This is a genomic window from Actinomycetospora sp., assembly GCF_036497585.1.
In the GTDB taxonomy this organism is placed as follows: Bacteria; Actinomycetota; Actinomycetes; order Mycobacteriales; family Pseudonocardiaceae; genus Actinomycetospora.
Genome location: NZ_DASXJD010000030.1, coordinates 1 through 17,141, shown reverse-complemented (window position 1 = coordinate 17,141; position 17,141 = coordinate 1). Strand labels below are relative to the sequence as shown.

Sequence of the window (17,141 nt, the reverse complement as noted above, 5' to 3'; positions counted from 1 at the left end):
CCTTCATACGGTCAGCGCCCCGTGAAGTTCGGGGTGCGCTTCTCGGTGAACGCGGTCACGCCCTCGGCGAAGTCGTGGCTCGAGCGCAGCATCGCGTAGGCCTTGCGCTCCAGCTCGATGCCCGAGTAGAGCGGCGCATCGACGCCGCGGTCGAGCACCTCCTTGGCGGTTCGCAGTGCCATGGGGGAGAAGCCGAGGAGCTTGTCGACCAGGGCGTCGGTGGCCTTGTCGAGCGCCTCCCGGTCGGGGTGGAGCTCGGCGAGCAGGCCCCAGTCGGCCGCCTCGGTGGCGGTGATGCGCTTCGCGGTCATGACGTGGTGCTTGGCCCGCGAGAGCCCGATCAGCCGGGCGAGCCGCTGGGTGCCGCCGGAGCCCGGGATCATCCCGAGGTTCATCTCCGGGAGGGCGAAGCGGCTGCGCTCGGTGGCCAGCCGGATGTCGCAGGAGAGCACGAGCTCGAGCCCCACCCCGAAGCAGTAACCGTCGACGGCGACGACGACGGGTTTGGGGGAGCGCGACGCGGCGGTCACCTCGTGGCCGAGGTCGGTGAAGTCGATCGGGTCGACCTCCATGAACCCGGCGATGTCCCCGCCCGAGGAGAAGTGCTCGCCGTCGGAGCGGACGACCACCACGCGGACGTCGTCGTCGCGGTCGATCTCGGCGAACCGTGCGGCCACCGCCGAGCGCATCTCCCACGTGATCACCGTGTAGGGGCCGTGGGCCAGGACGAGGTTCGCGACGCGCCCGTCGTGCGAGCGCTCGAGTCGCACCTCGCCTCCGGTCAGTGCCATCAGGACAGCCCTCCTTCGTCGGGCATGTGAACGGATGTGGTCGTCGGAGCGACCACATCCGTGCACATGCGCTGGAACAGCGCTTCGCCGTGCAGGGGCAGCGAGTCGATCGCAACGCCGGCCGGGGCCAGCGCGTCGGCGACCGCGTTCGCGATCGCCACCGGCAGGCTCATCGAGCTGCCCTCGCCGCAGCCCTTCGCGCCGAGCGGGGTGAGCGGCGAGGGGGACTCGAGGTGGTCCGAGACGAGGTCGAAGCCGGTCTCCGCCGTCGTCGGGCAGAGGTAGTCCAGGAACGTCGCCGACTGCGGCTGCCCGGCCTCGGAGTACCGGAACTCCTCGTACAGCGCGCCGCCGAGCCCGTGGACCAGCGCGCCGAGCACCTGGCCCTCGAGCAGGACCGGGTCGAGCACGGTGCCGGCGTCATGGACGCTCGCGACCCGGTCCAGGGTGATCTCGAGGGTGTCCGGGTCGATCCGCAGGCCGACCAGCTCCGCGACGAAGCCGTAGCAGAGCGAGGAGTTGATCGTGTCCTCCGCGGTCGCCGCCACGGCCTCGGGCGGCCGGAACTCGCCCTCGGCGCTGGTGCGCGGCGGGACCTCGGCCGGCAGCGCTCCCGGGTCCCAGTGCAGGAGCCCGGCCGCGTGTCGGAACCGGCAGGACGCTCCCGACGACGGGTCGCGGACCTCGCCGCCCGCGAGCTCCAGCCGGTCGGCGGCCTCGGGGGGCAGACCCAGCAGCACCGTGGCCGCACCGCGGACCGGCTCGGCGAGCCGGTCGACGGCCGCGATCACCGCGCTCGTCACCAGCGGCGCGAACCGCGAGGAGTAGCTGCCCGACGTCACCGTCCACGGCGTCGTCGCGGTGTCCATCTCGATGCGGACGCGGACCTGGTCGACCGGGAGGCCCAGCCGTTGCGCGGCCACCCGCCTGGCGACCGTCGCGTGCCCCTGGCCCTGCGGTACCGAGCCGAGCAGCACCGTCACCACGCCCTGCGCGTCCACCGACGCACGGACGATCTCCGTGGAGCCGGACTTGTCCCGGCCCGGCTTGCGCTCCGGCGCCGGGGTCGCGAGCCCGACGTAGCCGATGTTGGTGCCGGACGGGTCGACGACCAGCGCGAGTCCGACGCCGTAGTACGCGCCGGCCTCCCGTTCCCGGACCTGGCGAGATCGCAACTCGTCGTACCCGCCCTTGGTCACGAGCACGTCGAGGGCGCGGGCGTAGTCCCCGGAGTCGTAGAGCCCGCCGGTCGGGGTGCGGTGGGGGAAGGTCCGGACGAGGTTGCGGCGGCGGACCTCGGCGACGTCGAGACCCGTCGTCGTGGCGACCGCGTCCATGAGCCGCTCGAGCCCGAAGTAGAGCTGCTGGCCGCCGAAGCCGCGGTTGAGCCCGGTCGGGGCGCGGTTGGTGACGACGGCCCGGGCGCGGATCGCGACCGCGGGCACGTCGTAGGCGCCGGTGATGTTGCCGAAGCAGCGGTAGAGCGTGGACGGCTCGGGCGGGCGCAGGTAGGCCCCGACGTCGTCGACGAGGTCGACGCGGAGTGCCTCGAGGTCTCCGTCGGGCGACACCGCCGCCTCGAAAGCCATGACCCGTCCGGCGCCGGACGAACTGGCCAGCAGGTGCTCGATGCGGTCCTCGGTCCAGCGCACCGGCCGCCCGGCGTGCTTCGCCGCGAGCGCCATCAGCACGACGTAGGGGTAGATGCCGGACTTGATGCCGAAGCTGCCGCCGATGTCGGCCGGGACGTGCAGCCGGAAGCGGCTCGGGGGCAGACCGAGCGCCCCGGCGGCGACCGGCACCATCGTGAACGGCCCGTGGAAGTTCGCCCACGCCTCGACGGCGGGCCCGTCGGCGTCCTCGCTCCACCGCGCGATCACGCCGTAGGTCTCCATCGGCACCGACGAGTAGCGCGGGAAGGTGTACTCGCCGCGGACGGTGTGGGCCGCCTGCTCGAAGGCGCCGTCGACGTCGCCGAAGCGGAAGGTCCGGTCGGTGGCGACGTTCGTGCCGGCCTCGTCGTGCAGCAGGGGCGCCTCGGGTTCCAGGGCGCGGCGGGTGTCGACGACGACGTCGAGCGGCTCGTAGTCGAGCGCCACCAGCTCGGCGGCGTCCTCGGCGACGTAGCGGTCGGTCGCGACGACGACGGCCACCGGCTCGCCGACGTAGCGCGCGCGGTCGACGGCGCTGGGCAGGTAGGGCATCGGCGTCGCGGTGGACAGCGGGAACGGGCGGACGGCGGCGCGCACCTCGTCGGGCCCGATCACCGCGGCGACCCCGGGATGGGCGCGGGCCCGCTCGAGGTGGGCGCCGGTGATGCGGGCGTGCGGATGAGGGCTGCGCACGACGGCGGCGACGAGGGTGCCGGGCAGCGGGTCGAGGTCGTCGAGGAACGCGCCAGTGCCGGTGACCAGGGCGGCGTCCTCGTCGCGGGCCGGGGTCCAGGCGGTCTCGCTCATCGGCCGGCCCCGGGTTCTGAGCGAAGGGCACCTTCGGTCGATCTATCCGACGAGGGGCGCCCCTCGCCGGAACGCGGGCCCGGTACCGGTTCTGACTGAAGGGGCCCTTCGCTCGATCTACTCGACCGAAGGTGCCCTTCGCTCGGAACCGGATCGGGGCTGGCCGCACTGTCGGCCAACGCCTCGTACTCGCCCGCCACGAGCACCCGCCGCAGCGTCTTCCCGACCGCCGAGCGGGGCACCGCGGTCAGCGCCATCACCCGCTTCGGACGCTGCAACGAGGGCAGCTCCGCACGGCCCCACCGATCGGCCGCCGCCACCGCCACGTCCGGTGCGACCCCCGGCGCCGGCACGACGAACGCCGTCACCGCCTGGCCCCAGCGCTCGTCGGGCAGGCCCGCCACCACGACGTCGGCCAGCTCCGGGCAGCGCACCAGCGCCGCCTCGATCTCGTCGGGGTAGAGGTTCTCCCCACCGGAGTTGATCATGTCGTCGACGCGCCCGGCCACCCAGAGGTCGCCGTCGTCGTCGGCCACCGCGAGGTCGCCGGGGAAGTACCAGCCGTCGCGAACGGTCCTCGCGGTGGCGTCCGGACGGCGCCAGTAGCCGGCGAACGCCTCGGGGCTCGCCATCGACACCGCGACCTGGCCCAGCTCGCCCGGCTCGACGAGCGCCTCGGGCGACGCGTCCGGCGACGGCTCCACCAGCCGCAGCCGGCCGAACACCCCGGCGCGGCCCGCGCAGCCCGGCTTCGCCGCGACGTCCGGGCCGATGGAGAACGTGTAGATCTCGGTCGAGCCGAAGTGGTTGACGAACGACTCCGGCGCCAGCGTCTCCACCAGCCGCTCCGCCAGGGCGGGCGCCATCGCCGCGCCGGCGTAGGCCAGCCGCCGCACCGATCCGAACCGTGACAGCGACGCGTCCTCGCGCAGCAGCGACCAGAACATCGTCGGGACGAGGTAGAGGGACGTGACGCCCTCGACCGCCACCAGCTCGGCGGTCTCGGCGGCGTCGAACCGCGCCTGCGGCACCCAGGTCCCGGCGGCGAGGACGGTCGCGACGAGCGTCCGCACGCCCATGGTGTGGAAGAGCGGCATGACGCCGAGCGTCACCTCGCCGGGCCGCCCCGCGGTCTGGAGGAGGTGCGCGACGGCGGCGGCGTGCTCGGCGGCGTGGGTGCGCGGCACGCCCTTCGGGCGCCCGGTGGTGCCCGAGGTGTAGAGCATGACGCTGACGTCGTCGGATCGGGGTGTCCCGGTGGGTGGCGAGGTGTCGGGCGCTCCGGCCGCGGCGTGCTCGAGGTCGTCGACGACGCGGTGGGTGTGGGGCCGCACGCGGGGATCGGCCGCGGCGGCGCTGACCCGTTCCGCGGTCGCGGCGTCGGAGACGACGACGGCGGGTGCGGCGTCGGCGAGGCAGTGGACCAGTTCGTCGTGGCCCAGGCGGGTGGACAGCGGCACGGCGACGGCCGCGAGCCGCTGCGCGGCGAGGTGCAGCGAGGCGGCGGGCTCGCCGCCGGTGAGCACGAGCGCGACCCGGTCGCCCCGGCGCACTCCCAGGTCGGCTAGGGCGTGGGCGAGGCGCGCGGTCCGCGCGTCCCACTCGGCCCACGTCATCGGGTCCGGTCCGCCGACGGCCCGCCGGTGCGGATAGCGCTCCACCGTCCAGCTCCACGCCGTCGCCAGGTCCACCGGGCCGCCTCCGCGATCATGCTCCGACTCATATCGTCCGGATCGGACTGTATGGACCGTAGGGTTCGAGGGCAAGGGTCGGTAGGGTCCGGCGGGTGGCCGAGCGGTTGTCCCCGACCTCGTACGTCGTCCTCGGGACGATCGCGCTGCGCGGGCCCTCGACGTCCTACGACCTCAAGCGCGCGGTCGGCCGGTCCATCGGCTACTTCTGGCACTTCCCGCACGCGCAGCTGTACTCCGAGCCGCAGCGGCTGGTCGACCTCGGCCTGCTCGAGGCCGAGATCGAGGAGGGTGGTCGGCGACGGCGGACGTTCCGGCTGACCGACTCCGGGCGGGCGGAGCTGCAGGCCTGGCTGGCCGAGCCGACGCCCGAGCATTTCCAGATGCGGGACATCGCCGAGCTCAAGCTGTTCTTCAACGAGGTCGGCGGCCCCGGCGACGTCGAACGGCTCGCGCGCGAGCAGGTGGCGGCGCACCGCGAGCGGATCGCGGTGTACGAGGACATGCAGGCGCGCTACGCGTCGCTCGACGCCGTCGCCAAGCGGATGATCACGTTGCGGCTCGGGCTGGAGATGGAGCACGCCGCGCTGCGGTTCTGGTCCTCGCTGCTGGAGGAAGGCGGCTGAGGCCTATCCGGGGTGCCCGGTGCTGGCCTGGGTCTGCCTCCTGAGCCAGTCCGCGAACCGGGCGGTCGACCAGCCGCGGTCGAGCACCAGCCGGCGGTAGAGCGTGCCGTCGTTCAGCGCCCAGAACGCGTCGGCCGCCTGCTCCACCGTCGTCCCGGAGGCCAGACCGCCGATCGACGCGAGGTGGTCGGCGAACGCCCGCGCCCCGTCGAGCCGCTCCGCACCGGCCTTCGCGAGCAGGGCCGCCGCTTCCTCGTCCACGTCGGCGGCCGCTTCCAGGGCGCGTCCGATCGCCGCCACGCGCTCCTCGATCTCGACGGTCATCTCCGCCCAGAGCCGCACCGACTCCGCGGGGTCGGTGCTCGCCCGGATCGCGAGCACTCCCGGCCGGTCGGCCATCGGGACCGGTTCGTCGTCGCCGACCAGCGAGAAGTCCCAGGCGAGCGCGAGCAGGGCCGCCTTGCCACCGACGGCGTTGACGACGGTCCGGCGGCTCACCCCGGCGGCGGCAGCGACGGCATCCAGGGTGGTGTCCGCGTAGCCGCGCGCGACGAACAGCCCGGTCGCCGCTTCGACGACGGCCCGGCGCGTCGCCCGGGCCTGCTGCGTCCGGAGGTCGGACCGGTAGGCGCGCCGCTCGATCACCGTGTCCTCCCGGATCTCTGCACGAAACGTGTCTTGACGGGGCCCGCGAATAGATTGCACTCTCGGTGCAACGAATCTAGCAGTCAGGAGGCCGGGATGCACGTCGCGATCATCGGTGCGGGCCCGACGGGACTGTTCCTCGGTGCCGCGCTCGCCCGTCGTGGTCACCGGGTCACCGTGGTCGACCGCGACGCCGGCCCGGCTCCCGACGGCGGGTGGGCCCGCCGCGGGGTGATGCAGTTCCACCACGCCCACGGGTTCCGCCCGCAGGTCGGCGACGCCCTCCGGGCCGAGATCCCGGAGGCCCTCGACGCCTGGGTGGCCGCCGGCGCCGAGCCGATCACGTTCACGCTGCCCGACGGCCGGCTCATGCCCGGCGGGATGCGCTCACGGCGGGAGACCTTCGAGCGGGCGTTGCGCGCCACCGTCGTCGGGACCCCCGGCCTGACGCTGCGCCGCGGCCACGTCGACGCGGTGGCCCTCGACGGGGTGGACGCGACCGGTCTGCGGGTCGACGGCGAGGACCTGCCCGCGGACCTCGTCCTGGACGCCTCCGGCCGGGCGGGCCGGGCCACCCGCGCGCTGCGCGCCGCCCCGTCCCTCACGGGTCGGACCGGTGTCGCCTACGTCGACCGGCAGTACCGGCTGCGGCCCGGCGCCGACCCGGGTCCGATGTCCAACCCGCTGGCCTGGCAGGCCGACCTCGACGGCTACCAGGTGATCGTCTTCCGGCACGAGCGGGGGATCTTCTCGGTGCTCGTGGTGCGGCCGACGGCCGATCCCGACCTCGCCCTGCTCCGCCACGACGCCGCCTTCGACGCCGCCTGCCGCGTGGTCCCGGGCCTCGACGCCTGGACCGACCCCGAGCGCGCCGAGCCGATCACCCCGGTGCTGGCCGGCGGTGCGCTGATCAACCACTACCGCGGGCAGGCGGCCCTGGACGGCAGCATCCATCGGCGCTTCGTGGCGGTGGGCGACGCGGTCGCCACGACGACGCCGATGTTCGGCCGGGGCATCACGACCTCGCTGATGCAGGCCCGCGAGCTGCTCCGCCGCCTCGACGACGGTGCCGGGCCCGACGACGTCGCGGTCGGCTTCGACGCGTGGTGCGGCACCCACATGCGGCCCTGGGTGGCCGATCACGTCCGCATGGACTCCGTGATGCTCGACCGGTGGGCGGGCGGCGACGTCGACCTCACCCGTCGCCTGCCGTCGGACCTGATCATGACCGCGGCGCAGGTCGACCCCGCGATCGGCGCCGCGCTCCCGCCCTATCTCGCGATGCTCGCCGGCCCGGACTGCCTCGACGCGGTGGAGCCGCTCGCGCGGGAGGTCTACCGCCGCGGCTGGCGGCCGTCTCCCGCCGAGGGCCCGTCCCGGGACGAGCTCGCCGGGGTGCTGCGGGGTACGCCCGTCCCGGCGTGATCAGCTACTGGCGGTAGTTCTCCACGACGGTCGCGTCGCGCTCGTGGGCCTCGCCCTCGTCCTCGCCCGCGTCGCGACGGCCCTGGCGCTGCCGCTTGAGGTCGTAGAGGCGGTCGCGCTCGACCTCGAGGGAGCGCAGCCGGGCCAGGTCGTCGTCGCTCAGCCCGCCGTGGGAGCCGTTGCGGATCTCGTGCTCCTCGGCGGCGTTCGCGTCGATGCGCTCGGCGATCTCGGCTTCGGTACGGGGCTCGTCGTCGGTCACGCCCGCCACCCTAGGTGCGCTGCGCGCTCGTGAGCACTTTCTGGTGCTATAGCGACGGAAAGTGCTCACGAGGCCGGAGGCCACCATGGTCGAGCCGTACAACGCCGTCGGGCTGATCCCCACCTTCTGGGGCATCCGCGAGCGTGCCGACATCGCGTACAACCTCGAGCACCTCGAGTCGCTGACCACCGCGGCCTTCTGGCTGTCGAACCTCGACATCCCGGTGAAGCTGCTGGTCATCCCCGAGGGCGCGCTGCAGGGGTTCAACGACGAGATCCTCGACGTCGACCACGTCGAGTTCGCCCACCACTGCGCGATCGACGTCCCCGGCCCGGAGACCGAGCGGCTCGGCCGTCTTGCCCGTCGATGGGGCGTGTACGTGATGGCGCAGGCCAAGGTCCGGCACCCGGAGTGGCCGGACCTGTTCTTCAACGCCGGCTTCGTGATCTCCCCCGAGGAGGAGCTCCTCCTCGTCCACTACAAGCTCAACGCCCTGCTGCCGGTCGAGCGCTCGGTCTCGCCGCACGACCTCTTCGACTGGTGGGTCGAGCGCTACGGCCGCACCCTCGACGCGTTCTGGCCGGTGGCCGACACCCCCATCGGTCGGCTCGGCGTGATGATGGCGATGGAGGGCAGCTATCCGGAGAACGGGCGCGGGCTCGCGCTCAACGGCGCCGAGGTCGTCTACCGCGCCTCGCTGCCCGCGCCGTTCACCGAGAACGACGTCTTCGAGATCTCCAACCGCGCCCGGGCCCTGGAGAACAACTTCTACGTCGTCGCCCCCAACATCGGCGGCTACCACCTCTACCCGGACAGCCCGCACGCCATCGACGCGGGGGGTGGGCGCTCGATGATCGTCAACCACCGCGGTCAGCTCGTCGGGAAGCAGTTCGACACGAACGGCTCCACGTTCGTCAGCGGGGCGATCGACATCGAGGCGCTGCGCCACCACCGGGCCACCGCGCAGATCAGCAACTGGGCCAAGGACATCCGGACCGAGCTCGCCCAGATCGTCTACGAGCGCCCGATCTACCCGAAGAACCTCTACCTCGACCGCAAGCCGCCCCACCACGACGAGTACCGGCGCGAGGTCCTCGAGAAGCAGATCGAGCTCATGCACGACCGAGACGTGTGGCGCCGTCCCCGGTAGGTGCCTTGCCGAGCGGCGCAAGGACCGACGTCGGACGGAGTCATTGCGACGGCGTTCGGTCCAACATCGTCCGCGATCCGACTCGTGATCGCCGGCCGGGGAACTTCTCCGGCATGAGCGCTGACGACACCGCCAAGAACCGTTCCCGCCAGGTGAAGGGGAAGGCCAAGGAGGTCACCGGGAAGGCCACCGGGAACAAGAAGCTCGAGTGGAGCGGCAAGACGGACATGGCTGTCGGCGAGGTGAAGGAGCGCACCTAGATCCGCGCGCCGTACACCCGCTCCACGGCCATCGTCATGAGCACCCGTCGGTCCGCGACCATGGCGGCGCGGTACTCCTCCCAGTCCGGGTGCTCGCCGGCCGCCGCGCGGTAGTACGTCACGAGGGCCTCGACCTCCGGCCCGTGCGGATCGCTGCCCGGCCCGGTCAGCGTCACCGACCCCTCGGCGACGGCCCACGCCCGACCGTCCTCGGAGGTGACCTCGAGCGAGGCGCGCGGGTCGCGGCGCAGGTTCGCCGTCTTGGCCCGCCCCTCGGTCATCGAGACCTGCAGCGTCCCGGCCTCGGCGTCGTAGAAGGGCGTGACGGGGGAGAGCTGGGGGACGCCGCTCGACTTGATGGTGGCCAGCACGCCCAGGCGGCTCGAGGCGAGCAGGGCGTCGTTCTCGGCGCGTGAGGTCATACCGCCGATCCTCCTCCCGATCGCGCTGACGAAGGTCGGGACGGGGTAGCCGCCCCGGTGCGCGTGGCGACGTGGAACGTCCTGCACGGTCGGTCGTACGACGACGGCCGCGTCGACCTCGACCGGTTCTCCGCAGCGATCGGCGAGCTCGACGCCGACGTCGTCGCGCTCCAGGAGGTCGACCGCGCCCAGCCCCGCTCCCACCGCGCGGACCTCACCGCGCGCGCCGCCGCGGCCCTCGACGCCGGGCACCACCGGTTCGTCCCGACGATGATCGGCGAGCCGGGGATGTGGTCGCCGGCCGCCCCACCGGTCGCGGCCGACACCGGGTGGGTCCGCGGCACGGAGCCGCTCCCGCCGCCCGTCGACCCGGCCGCGCCGACCTACGGCGTCGCCCTGCTCTCGCGCCACCCGGTGGTCGCGTGGCGGGTGCTGCGGCTGCCTCCCGCCCGGGTCGTGCTGCCGCTGCTGCTCGGGCGCCCCCCGCGGCCGGTGCTGGTGCCCGACGAGCCCCGGGTGGCGCTGGCGGCTCGGGTCCGCGCACCGTGGGGAACGGTCACCGTCGCGACGACGCACCTGTCGTTCGCGCCGGGCTGGAACCTCGTCCAGCTCCGGCGGGTGGTCGCCGCCCTGGCGGACTCCGACGACCCCCTCGTCCTGCTCGGGGACCTCAACGCCGGCGGGTGGCTGGTGCGGGCCGCGAGCGGCCTCTCGGCGTTGGCCGTGGAGTCGACGTTCCCGACGTGGTCACCGGTCCTGCAGCTCGACCACGCGCTGGGACGAGGCCTCGTCGGGTCCGACGCACGGGTCCACCGGTTCCGGGTGTCCGACCACTGCGCGCTCGCCGTCACCGTCGCGGAACCCTAGCGGGCGAGCAGGTCGAGCGGGTCGTCGTCGTGCTTCGGGGTCGCGCCGTGGTGCGACGCCAGGGCGGGCTTCGTGCGGTCCTTCTTCGGGCCGTCCGGCTTCACGAGCCCCTGCCGGCCGTGCTGGGGGACGCTCGCGAGGAAGCCGCCGAGACCGCTCGCCCGGTCGTGCGAGACCGGGGTCTCGGGGTCGGCCTGCTGCGTGGTGTCGTCCGTCGTGCGCGCCGGGGTCCGGGACGACGGGGCGGACGTGTCGTCGGTCGAGGTGTGGTGATCGGCGACGGGGGTGGACGCCCGGGCGGCGTCCTGGTCCCCGACCGATCCGCCGACCGATCCGCCCGACGGGGCCCGGTCGGCGGCGTCGGCGACACTCGGGGTCTCCGGGGACGCCGTGTCTCCGGTGTCGGCCGACGACGGGGTGTCGGGGTCGGCCGAGGTCGAGGCGTCGCGCGGCATCTGGATGTTCAGCGCGAAGGGCGGAGCCGCGGCCGGGGCGGTGGCGGCCAGCGTCGCGCTCGGCGCGGCGGGCGCCGAGCCGGCGGCGGCGAGTGCGGCGCCCAGACCGACCACACCGCAGACGGCGGCCACCAGCGCGACCCGTCGTCCGTGCCGGCGCACCGTGGTCCCGGCGACCCGGGCCGCCGAGCGGAACGGCGCGCCCGCGGACACCGTCCGCAGCCGGCGCAGCACCTCGTCGAGGGCGGGCCGCTCGGCCGGGGACTCGGCGGTCATGTCGTCGAGCAGGTCCCGCAGCGCCGGCCGCATCCCGTGCTCGGGGGCGAGCTCACCGAGCAGGCGGCCGAGAGCGTAGACGTCGGTGGCCGGCCCGGACGGCGCCCCGGCGCGCTGCTCCGGCGCGGGGAACGGCGGAGCCACCGGGACGGCGTCCCAGCGGGCGAGCCAGGGCAGCAGCCCGAACTCGGCCAGGCTCGTGCCGCGGGGGCTCCACGCAACGGTCCCCGCCCCGAGCCCGCCGTGGACGGCGCCGTGCTGGTGGCGGGGGAGCAGGGCGGTGGCCACCGCCGTGCCGAGTTCACGGACCGCGAAAACGTCGAGGCCGCCCGGGGGCGTCGTCTCGGCGAGCGTGGGCTCGTCGGGGTGCTGGGTGACCAGGAACTGGTGGCCGCCGTCGCTCCCGGCGTCGTAGAGCTCGGCGACCTCGGGCCCGCGGTCCTGCCAGCACCGGGGTCCGAGCGCGAACGGCGTGGGCGCGTCCGGGTCGGCCGCCACGAGGGTGACGCTGACCGTGCGCTGCAACAGTTCGTCGTAGCCCCGGTGCGCGCAGCACCCGGCGGAGCGGCGCAGGACCGGCCCGAGGTGGTAGCGGTCGGCCACGGTCTCGGCGTGGCCGTCGCACGGCACGGGTGCGCGACGCTCTTCGAGCACGGGTCCCCCATCGGACGTCTCGCGGGCGGGCCCGGACGCAACCGTCCGGACGGGACGTGGCCGACGCGTCGACCACAGAGCGGATAGCCGGGTCGTCGTGCCCCGACACGTGTGATCGGCGCCTCAGCTCGCCGACCGCGATCACCGCCGCGGTGTCCTCCCAGGTCAGCGTGGGGGCGGCCGCGCTGCTCGTGGCCTCCGAGGAGGCCGTGCGCACCCACGGGCTGACCCCGGTCGCGAAGGTGACCACCCTCGCCGTCGTCGGGGAGGACCCGGTCCTCATGCTGACCGGCCCCATCCCCGCGACGCGGATGGTGCTGAAGCGGGCGGGCCTGTCGATCGACGACATCGACCTCTTCGAGTGCAACGAGGCGTTCGCGCCGGTCGTGCTCGCGTGGGCGCAGGAGAGGGGCGCGCCGCCGGCGCGCACCGACGTCAACGGCGGCGCGATCGCGATGGGCCACCCGCTCGGCGCGATCGGCGCGGTCCTGGCGACCAAGCTCGTCCACGAGCTGGTGCGCACCGGCGGCACCCGCGGGCTGCAGACGATGTGCGAGGGCGGCGGTCAGTCGAACGCGACGATCATCGAGAGGTGCTGACGCATGTGAGCACTTTTCGTCGTGATAGCCACTGAAAGTGCTCACGTGCGCTGGCGCACCCATTCGACGATCCGGTCCAGCGCCGCCGGGTCGGCCAGTGAGTCGCGGCTGGCCATGTCCTCCGGCGCGGCACCCCGCAGCAGCCGCTTCACCGGCGTCTCGAGCTTCTTCCCCGAGAGCGTGCGGGGCAGCGCGTCGACCCACGCGACCTCGTCGGGCACGTGCCGCGGTGACATCTCGCTGCGCAGCCGGCGCACGATCTCGGCCTCGAGCGCGTCCCGGTCGGACCCGCCGACGAGCAGCAGCACGAGCGTCCCCGCGCCGCCGACCTGGTCCTCGAGGTGCACGACGAGGCTGTCGGTCACGCCCTGGATGTCCTCCACCACGGTGTAGAAGTCCGAGGTCCCCAGGCGCACGCCGCCGCGGTTGAGCGTCGCGTCGGAGCGGCCGGTGATGACGCACCCGCCGTCGTCGAACACCGTGATCCAGTCGCCCTGGGTCCACACGCCCGGGAACCGGTCGAACCACGTCGAGACATAACGAGCGCCGACTCCGTCTCCATCGTCACCCCACAGCGCCACCGGCATCGACGGCATCGGCGCGGCGATCACGAGCTCGCCCGGCTCGCCCACCACGTCGCGGCCCTCCTCGTCGAACGCGTGCACGTCGACGCCGAGCATCGGACCGGAGATCTCCCCGGCCCGCACCGGCAGCAGCGGCGCGGCGCCGACGAACCCGCTCGCGACGTCGGTCCCGCCCGAGGTCGAGTTGACGATGACGTCGGGCCCGAAGGTCTCCGCCGCCCACCGGAAGCCCTCCGCGGGCAACGGCGAACCGGTGGAGCCCAGCATCCGCAGCGCCGACAGGTCGTGGTCCTGCCCGGGGTGCAGCCCGGCGTCGCGGCAGAGCATGAGGAACGACGCCGAGGTCCCGAACTGGGTCAGCCGCTCCGCCTCGGCCATCCGCCACAGGGCGTCGAGGTCCGGGAAGGCCGGGTTCCCGTCCACGCAGACCACGGTGGCGCCGACGAGCAGCGCGGAGACCCCGTAGTTCCACATGATCCAGCCGGTGGTCGAGTACCAGAAGAAGCGGTCGCCGGGGCGGACGTCGTTGTGCAGCCCGAGGGTCTTGTGGTGCTCGAGCAGGATGCCGCCGTGCCCGTGCACGATCGGCTTGGGCAGGCCCGTCGTCCCGGAGGAGAACAGCACGTAGAGCGGGTGGTCGAAGCCGACCGCGACGTGCTCGAGCGGGCCCGGCTCGGTGAGCAGGTCCGCCCACGAGATCGCGTCGGGCGGAGTCGAGGCGTCCGGGTCGAGGTAGGGCAGGAACACCGTCGCGCGCAGCGAGGGCAGCGCAACGCGGATCTCGGCCAGCTGGGACGTGCGGTCGATCGGGCGGTCGCCGTAGCGGGTGCCGTCCACGGCGATCAGGACCGTCGGCTCCACCTGCCCGAGCCGGTCGACCACGGCGCGCGGACCGAACTCCGGCGGGCACGAGAGCCACACCGCCCCCAGCGACGCCGTCGCCAGGAACGCCACGATCGTCTCGGGCACGTGCGGCAGGTAGCCCGCGACGCGGTCCCCGGGCCCGACGCCGAGGCGCGCCAGCCCGGTGCGGGCGCGGGCGACCTGGTCGCGCAGGTCGTCGTAGGACAGCTCGACCCGCTCCCGCGCCTGGGAGATCCCGACGACGGCGGGTCCGGTCCATTCCGGGCGCAACGCGTGCGCGGAGTAGGACATCCGCGCCCCGGGCAGCCAGCGCGCCCCGGGCATGCCGGCGTCCGCGAGCACCGTCGTGAGGTCGGAGATCTCGACGTCGAAGAAGGCGACGAGGGCGCGCCAGAACGCTTCGGGATCGTCGACCGACCAGCGGTGCAGCGCGTGGTAGTCGCCCTGGCCGAGCGCGGCGGTGAGGAAGCGGCCCATGCGCGTCGCGGTGGCCGCGTCGTCGGGGACGGGTCGGAGGATCTCGCCGCGCTCGTCGGTCACGCCCGCATCCTGCTCGGCCGCCCGGGCCGGAGCCAGCGGCGGGTCAGGATCTCCCGTGGCCCGCCAGCTCCGCGGTGGCGGTCGCCGCGGCGTTGCGGATGTGGTGAACGCACGCGCCGGCCGCGGCCTCGGCGTCGCCGGCCTCGATCGCGTCGACGACCGCGGCGAGCTCCTCGGCGGCCTGGTGGGGACGACCCGGGACCGACAGCGAGGTCGCCCGCAGCAGGCGCACCCGGGCCTGCAGCCCGGCGAGGGTCTGCAGCAGCGGGTCGCTGGCCGACCCGGCCATGAGCACCTCGTAGAAGCGGTCCTTGGCCTCCAGCTGGGCGAGGGCCTCGCCGTCGGGGCCCGAGGCCGTGCGGGCGATCTCGTCCACCGCCGCCCGCAGCGCGCGGACGTGGTCGGGATCCGCGCGCTGCACGAACCGCCGGACGGCGAGCGCCTCCAGCGCGGCGCGCATCTCGTAGATGTCGGCGGCGTCGGAGGCGGACAGCGAGGTGACTTCGGCGCCTCGCTGGGGCACGACGGTGACCAGGCCCTCGGCGGCGAGCTGGCGGATGACCTCGCGGATCGTCGCGCGCGACACCCCGAGGTTCTCCACCAGCTCCCGCTCGACGAGCCGCTGTCCCGGCTGCAGGCGCAGGTCGAGGATCGCGGCCCGCACCCGGTCGGTGGCCTGTTCGCGCAGCGGTGCGGCGACCCGCGGCAGTGGCTCCTGCCCCCACACCGACGACGTCACGGCCGCCATGGTCCCACCGGACGGATCCATCGCGCTCAGCCGAGCCGGCCGCCTCGATCCCCCGCGAGCTCGGCGAGGATCGGCGCGCCGACGGTCGCGGCGTGGATGCCGACCACGCTGGCGACCTCGAACATCTCCAGGATCTCGGCGACGGTCGCGCCGTGGCCCAGCGCGTTGCGCAGGTGCAGCTTGAGGCCCGGGACGTAGAGGTGGGTCGCCGAGGCGTCGAACGCGCAGTAGACCAGCTCCTTGACCTTGGGCTCCAGCGTGCCGGTGTGCCAGGGGACCGAGGAGAACGCGACGTAGGCCTCGAACAGGTCGGGGTCCAGCTCGAGGATCTCGTCCCAGAACTCGTGCCAGTAGCCGCGGGTGGCGGTGAACTCCGCCTTGAGTCGCTCCTGGCGCTCGTCGAGCGGCGCGGGACCGTCACGCAGGCCCTGCTCCTCGAGGACCTCGGCCAGGATCGGGATGCCGATGTTGGCGGCGTGGATGCCGAGGGTGCTGGTCAGCTCGAGCACCTCCATCACCTCGGCCGGGGTGGCGCCGGCATCGAGGGCCGCCTGCACGTGCTGCCGGACGCCCGGGGTGTAGAGGTGGGTGGCGGCGGCGTCCACGGCGATGAACAGCAGCTCGCGGACCTTCGGCTCGAGCACCCCCGGGGTGCGGCGCAGCGGCACCGCGGACAGGTCGAGGTAGGCCCGCACGAACGCCGGGTCGAGCTCGAGCATCCGCTGCCACGGCTCGCCCCACGTGCCGCGCACGCGGACGAAGTCGTCCTTGATCGCCTGCTGCTCGGTGGTGAGCTCGGTCGTCGTCATCGGGCGTCCTTCCCCTGCAGCCAGCGGACGATGTCGGTGTGGTCCGCGTCGGGCGGGAGGTCGTCCTGCGCCTCCGCCCACAGCGCGACGGTGCTCGCGGTGTGCCGGGACGGGGTCCCGGTGCTCACGACGAGGTCCCGGGCGATGCGGATGTCCTTGACCATCAGCCCGAGCCCGAATCCCGAGGCGAAGGTGCCGGGCAGCACGTGGCGGGGCCACTTGACCTCGGTGGACCCGCTGCGCCCGCTGGAGGCGTTGACGACGTCGAGCATCACCTCGGGGTCGAGCCCGAACGCCTGCCCGGCCAGCAGCGCCTCCGAGCTCGCCAGCAGGTGCGCGGCGCTCATGAGGTTGTTCAGCGCCTTGAGGGCGTGCCCGGCGCCGGTCGGGCCGACGTGGCGGGGGTGGCCGATGGCCGCGAGCGCCGGTCCGAGCGCGGCGACGGCGTCGTCGGGCCCGCCGACCATCACCGCCAGCGTCCCGGCGCGGGCGCCGCTCACGCCGCCGGAGACCGGGGCGTCGACCAGCGTGTGGCCGGCCGCGGCGGCCCGCTCGGCCAGGGCGCGGGTGCGCACCGGCTCCGACGAGCTCATGTCGACGAGCACCGTGCCCGGCTCCAGGGCGTCGAGGAGCCCACCGTCGACGACCGCCTCGACGACGTCGGAGTTCGGCAGGCACAGCAGGACCGCCTCCGCGCCGCGGGCGGCCTCGGCCGCGGACCCGACCACGGTCGCCGTGGTGACCTCCGCCCCGAACGCCTCGCGGGCACCCGGGGCCGCGTCGAACGCCCGCACCGTCGCGCCGGCGTCCGCGAGCCGCGCGGCCATCGGCGTTCCCATGTTCCCGAGGCCGACGAACCCGAGGGTGCGACCAGCGAGGTCGGCGGTCATGCCTGGGCCGCCGTCTCGTCCAGTACCCGCTCCGCGATCCGGAACGCCTCGAGGCCCGCCGGCGCCCCGCAGTACACCGTGGCGTGCAGCAGCGTCTCCTGGATCTCCTCGACGGTGGCGCCGT

Annotated in this window: 17 protein-coding genes and 1 pseudogene; 6 read left to right on the top strand and 12 right to left on the bottom strand. The window is 74.1% G+C overall.

The annotated features are described in order from the left end of the window. Positions 1 to 11 precede the first annotated feature (11 nt). The 3 genes from VGH76_RS02685 to VGH76_RS02675 are packed head-to-tail and all read right to left on the bottom strand — an operon-like array spanning position 12 to position 4,941. Positions 12 to 791, bottom strand: coding sequence for an enoyl-CoA hydratase/isomerase family protein (locus tag VGH76_RS02685; protein ID WP_331555063.1), 780 nt, complete (start codon positions 789 to 791; stop codon positions 12 to 14). After that, on the bottom strand, positions 791 to 3,250 hold the full coding sequence (locus VGH76_RS02680) for a xanthine dehydrogenase family protein molybdopterin-binding subunit (RefSeq protein WP_331555062.1): 2,460 nt from the start codon (positions 3,248 to 3,250) through the stop codon (positions 791 to 793). The genes VGH76_RS02685 and VGH76_RS02680 overlap by 1 nt, the downstream gene beginning before the upstream one ends. Continuing rightward, positions 3,247 to 4,941: a class I adenylate-forming enzyme family protein gene (locus tag VGH76_RS02675; protein WP_331555061.1), complete on the bottom strand. Its 1,695-nt coding sequence runs from the start codon at positions 4,939 to 4,941 to the stop codon at positions 3,247 to 3,249. Before VGH76_RS02675 ends, VGH76_RS02680 begins: the two co-directional genes overlap by 4 nt. A gap of 95 nt (positions 4,942 to 5,036) precedes the next feature. On the opposite strand from VGH76_RS02675, the gene VGH76_RS02670 reads away from it, so the two are divergent. After that, positions 5,037 to 5,567: a PadR family transcriptional regulator gene (locus VGH76_RS02670; protein WP_331555060.1), complete on the top strand. Its 531-nt coding sequence runs from the start codon at positions 5,037 to 5,039 to the stop codon at positions 5,565 to 5,567. A gap of 3 nt (positions 5,568 to 5,570) precedes the next feature. Here the strand turns inward: VGH76_RS02670 and VGH76_RS02665 are convergent, their stop codons facing one another. Next, positions 5,571 to 6,212, bottom strand: a complete 642-nt coding sequence (locus VGH76_RS02665) for a TetR/AcrR family transcriptional regulator (RefSeq protein ID WP_331555058.1) — start codon at positions 6,210 to 6,212, stop codon at positions 5,571 to 5,573. A 96-nt stretch (positions 6,213 to 6,308) separates the two neighbouring features. Here VGH76_RS02665 and VGH76_RS02660 point away from each other — a divergent pair, with 96 nt between their 5' ends. After that, positions 6,309 to 7,637, top strand: a complete 1,329-nt coding sequence (locus VGH76_RS02660) for an FAD-dependent oxidoreductase (RefSeq protein ID WP_331555056.1) — start codon at positions 6,309 to 6,311, stop codon at positions 7,635 to 7,637. A gap of 4 nt (positions 7,638 to 7,641) precedes the next feature. Here VGH76_RS02660 and VGH76_RS02655 read toward each other — a convergent pair whose 3' ends face one another. Beyond that, entirely contained in the window at positions 7,642 to 7,899 is a 258-nt protein-coding gene (locus tag VGH76_RS02655) for a DUF2630 family protein (RefSeq protein ID WP_331555055.1), read from the bottom strand. A 61-nt stretch (positions 7,900 to 7,960) separates the two neighbouring features. Between VGH76_RS02655 and VGH76_RS02650 the strand changes: the two genes are divergently transcribed. Both VGH76_RS02650 and VGH76_RS02645 read left to right on the top strand, forming a co-directional pair. Continuing rightward, positions 7,961 to 9,049, top strand: coding sequence for a nitrilase-related carbon-nitrogen hydrolase (locus VGH76_RS02650; RefSeq protein ID WP_331555054.1), 1,089 nt, complete (start codon positions 7,961 to 7,963; stop codon positions 9,047 to 9,049). Positions 9,050 to 9,162: 113 nt separating this feature from the next. Further along, the gene (locus VGH76_RS02645) at positions 9,163 to 9,309 is read left to right on the top strand and encodes a CsbD family protein (RefSeq protein WP_331555053.1); all 147 of its coding nucleotides are present in this window, start codon (positions 9,163 to 9,165) and stop codon (positions 9,307 to 9,309) included. Here VGH76_RS02645 and VGH76_RS02640 read toward each other — a convergent pair. Beyond that, entirely contained in the window at positions 9,306 to 9,731 is a 426-nt protein-coding gene (locus VGH76_RS02640; RefSeq protein WP_331555052.1) for a PPOX class F420-dependent oxidoreductase, read from the bottom strand. The two genes, VGH76_RS02645 and VGH76_RS02640, sit on opposite strands and share 4 nt — an antisense overlap. Before the next feature lie 57 nt (positions 9,732 to 9,788). Here VGH76_RS02640 and VGH76_RS02635 point away from each other — a divergent pair, with 57 nt between their 5' ends. Continuing rightward, positions 9,789 to 10,598, top strand: coding sequence for an endonuclease/exonuclease/phosphatase family protein (locus VGH76_RS02635; RefSeq protein ID WP_331555051.1), 810 nt, complete (start codon positions 9,789 to 9,791; stop codon positions 10,596 to 10,598). On the opposite strand, the gene VGH76_RS02630 is transcribed toward VGH76_RS02635, so the two are convergent. Continuing rightward, entirely contained in the window at positions 10,595 to 11,983 is a 1,389-nt protein-coding gene (locus VGH76_RS02630) for a hypothetical protein (RefSeq protein WP_331555050.1), read from the bottom strand. The genes VGH76_RS02635 and VGH76_RS02630 overlap by 4 nt on opposite strands. Positions 11,984 to 12,051: 68 nt before the next feature. Here VGH76_RS02630 and VGH76_RS02625 point away from each other — a divergent pair. Beyond that, positions 12,052 to 12,582: pseudogene (locus tag VGH76_RS02625) on the top strand (acetyl-CoA C-acetyltransferase); the annotation flags it as partial. A 41-nt stretch (positions 12,583 to 12,623) separates the two neighbouring features. On the opposite strand, the gene VGH76_RS02620 reads toward VGH76_RS02625, so the two are convergent. The 5 genes from VGH76_RS02620 to VGH76_RS02600 form a co-directional block, all read right to left on the bottom strand. Beyond that, complete coding sequence (locus tag VGH76_RS02620; RefSeq protein WP_331555049.1) at positions 12,624 to 14,570, bottom strand: acetoacetate--CoA ligase; 1,947 nt, start codon at positions 14,568 to 14,570, stop codon at positions 12,624 to 12,626. Between the two features lie 43 nt (positions 14,571 to 14,613). Next, complete coding sequence (locus VGH76_RS02615) at positions 14,614 to 15,318, bottom strand: GntR family transcriptional regulator (protein WP_331555048.1); 705 nt, start codon at positions 15,316 to 15,318, stop codon at positions 14,614 to 14,616. Between the two features lie 26 nt (positions 15,319 to 15,344). Next, the gene (locus tag VGH76_RS02610) at positions 15,345 to 16,127 is read right to left on the bottom strand and encodes a carboxymuconolactone decarboxylase family protein (protein WP_331555047.1); all 783 of its coding nucleotides are present in this window, start codon (positions 16,125 to 16,127) and stop codon (positions 15,345 to 15,347) included. Further along, positions 16,124 to 17,017: an NAD(P)-dependent oxidoreductase gene (locus tag VGH76_RS02605; RefSeq protein WP_331555046.1), complete on the bottom strand. Its 894-nt coding sequence runs from the start codon at positions 17,015 to 17,017 to the stop codon at positions 16,124 to 16,126. Before VGH76_RS02605 ends, VGH76_RS02610 begins: the two co-directional genes overlap by 4 nt. Then, positions 17,014 to 17,141, bottom strand: a 128-nt coding sequence (locus VGH76_RS02600) for a carboxymuconolactone decarboxylase family protein (RefSeq protein WP_331555078.1), incomplete at its 5' end; no start/stop codon positions are given. The genes VGH76_RS02600 and VGH76_RS02605, both read right to left, overlap by 4 nt.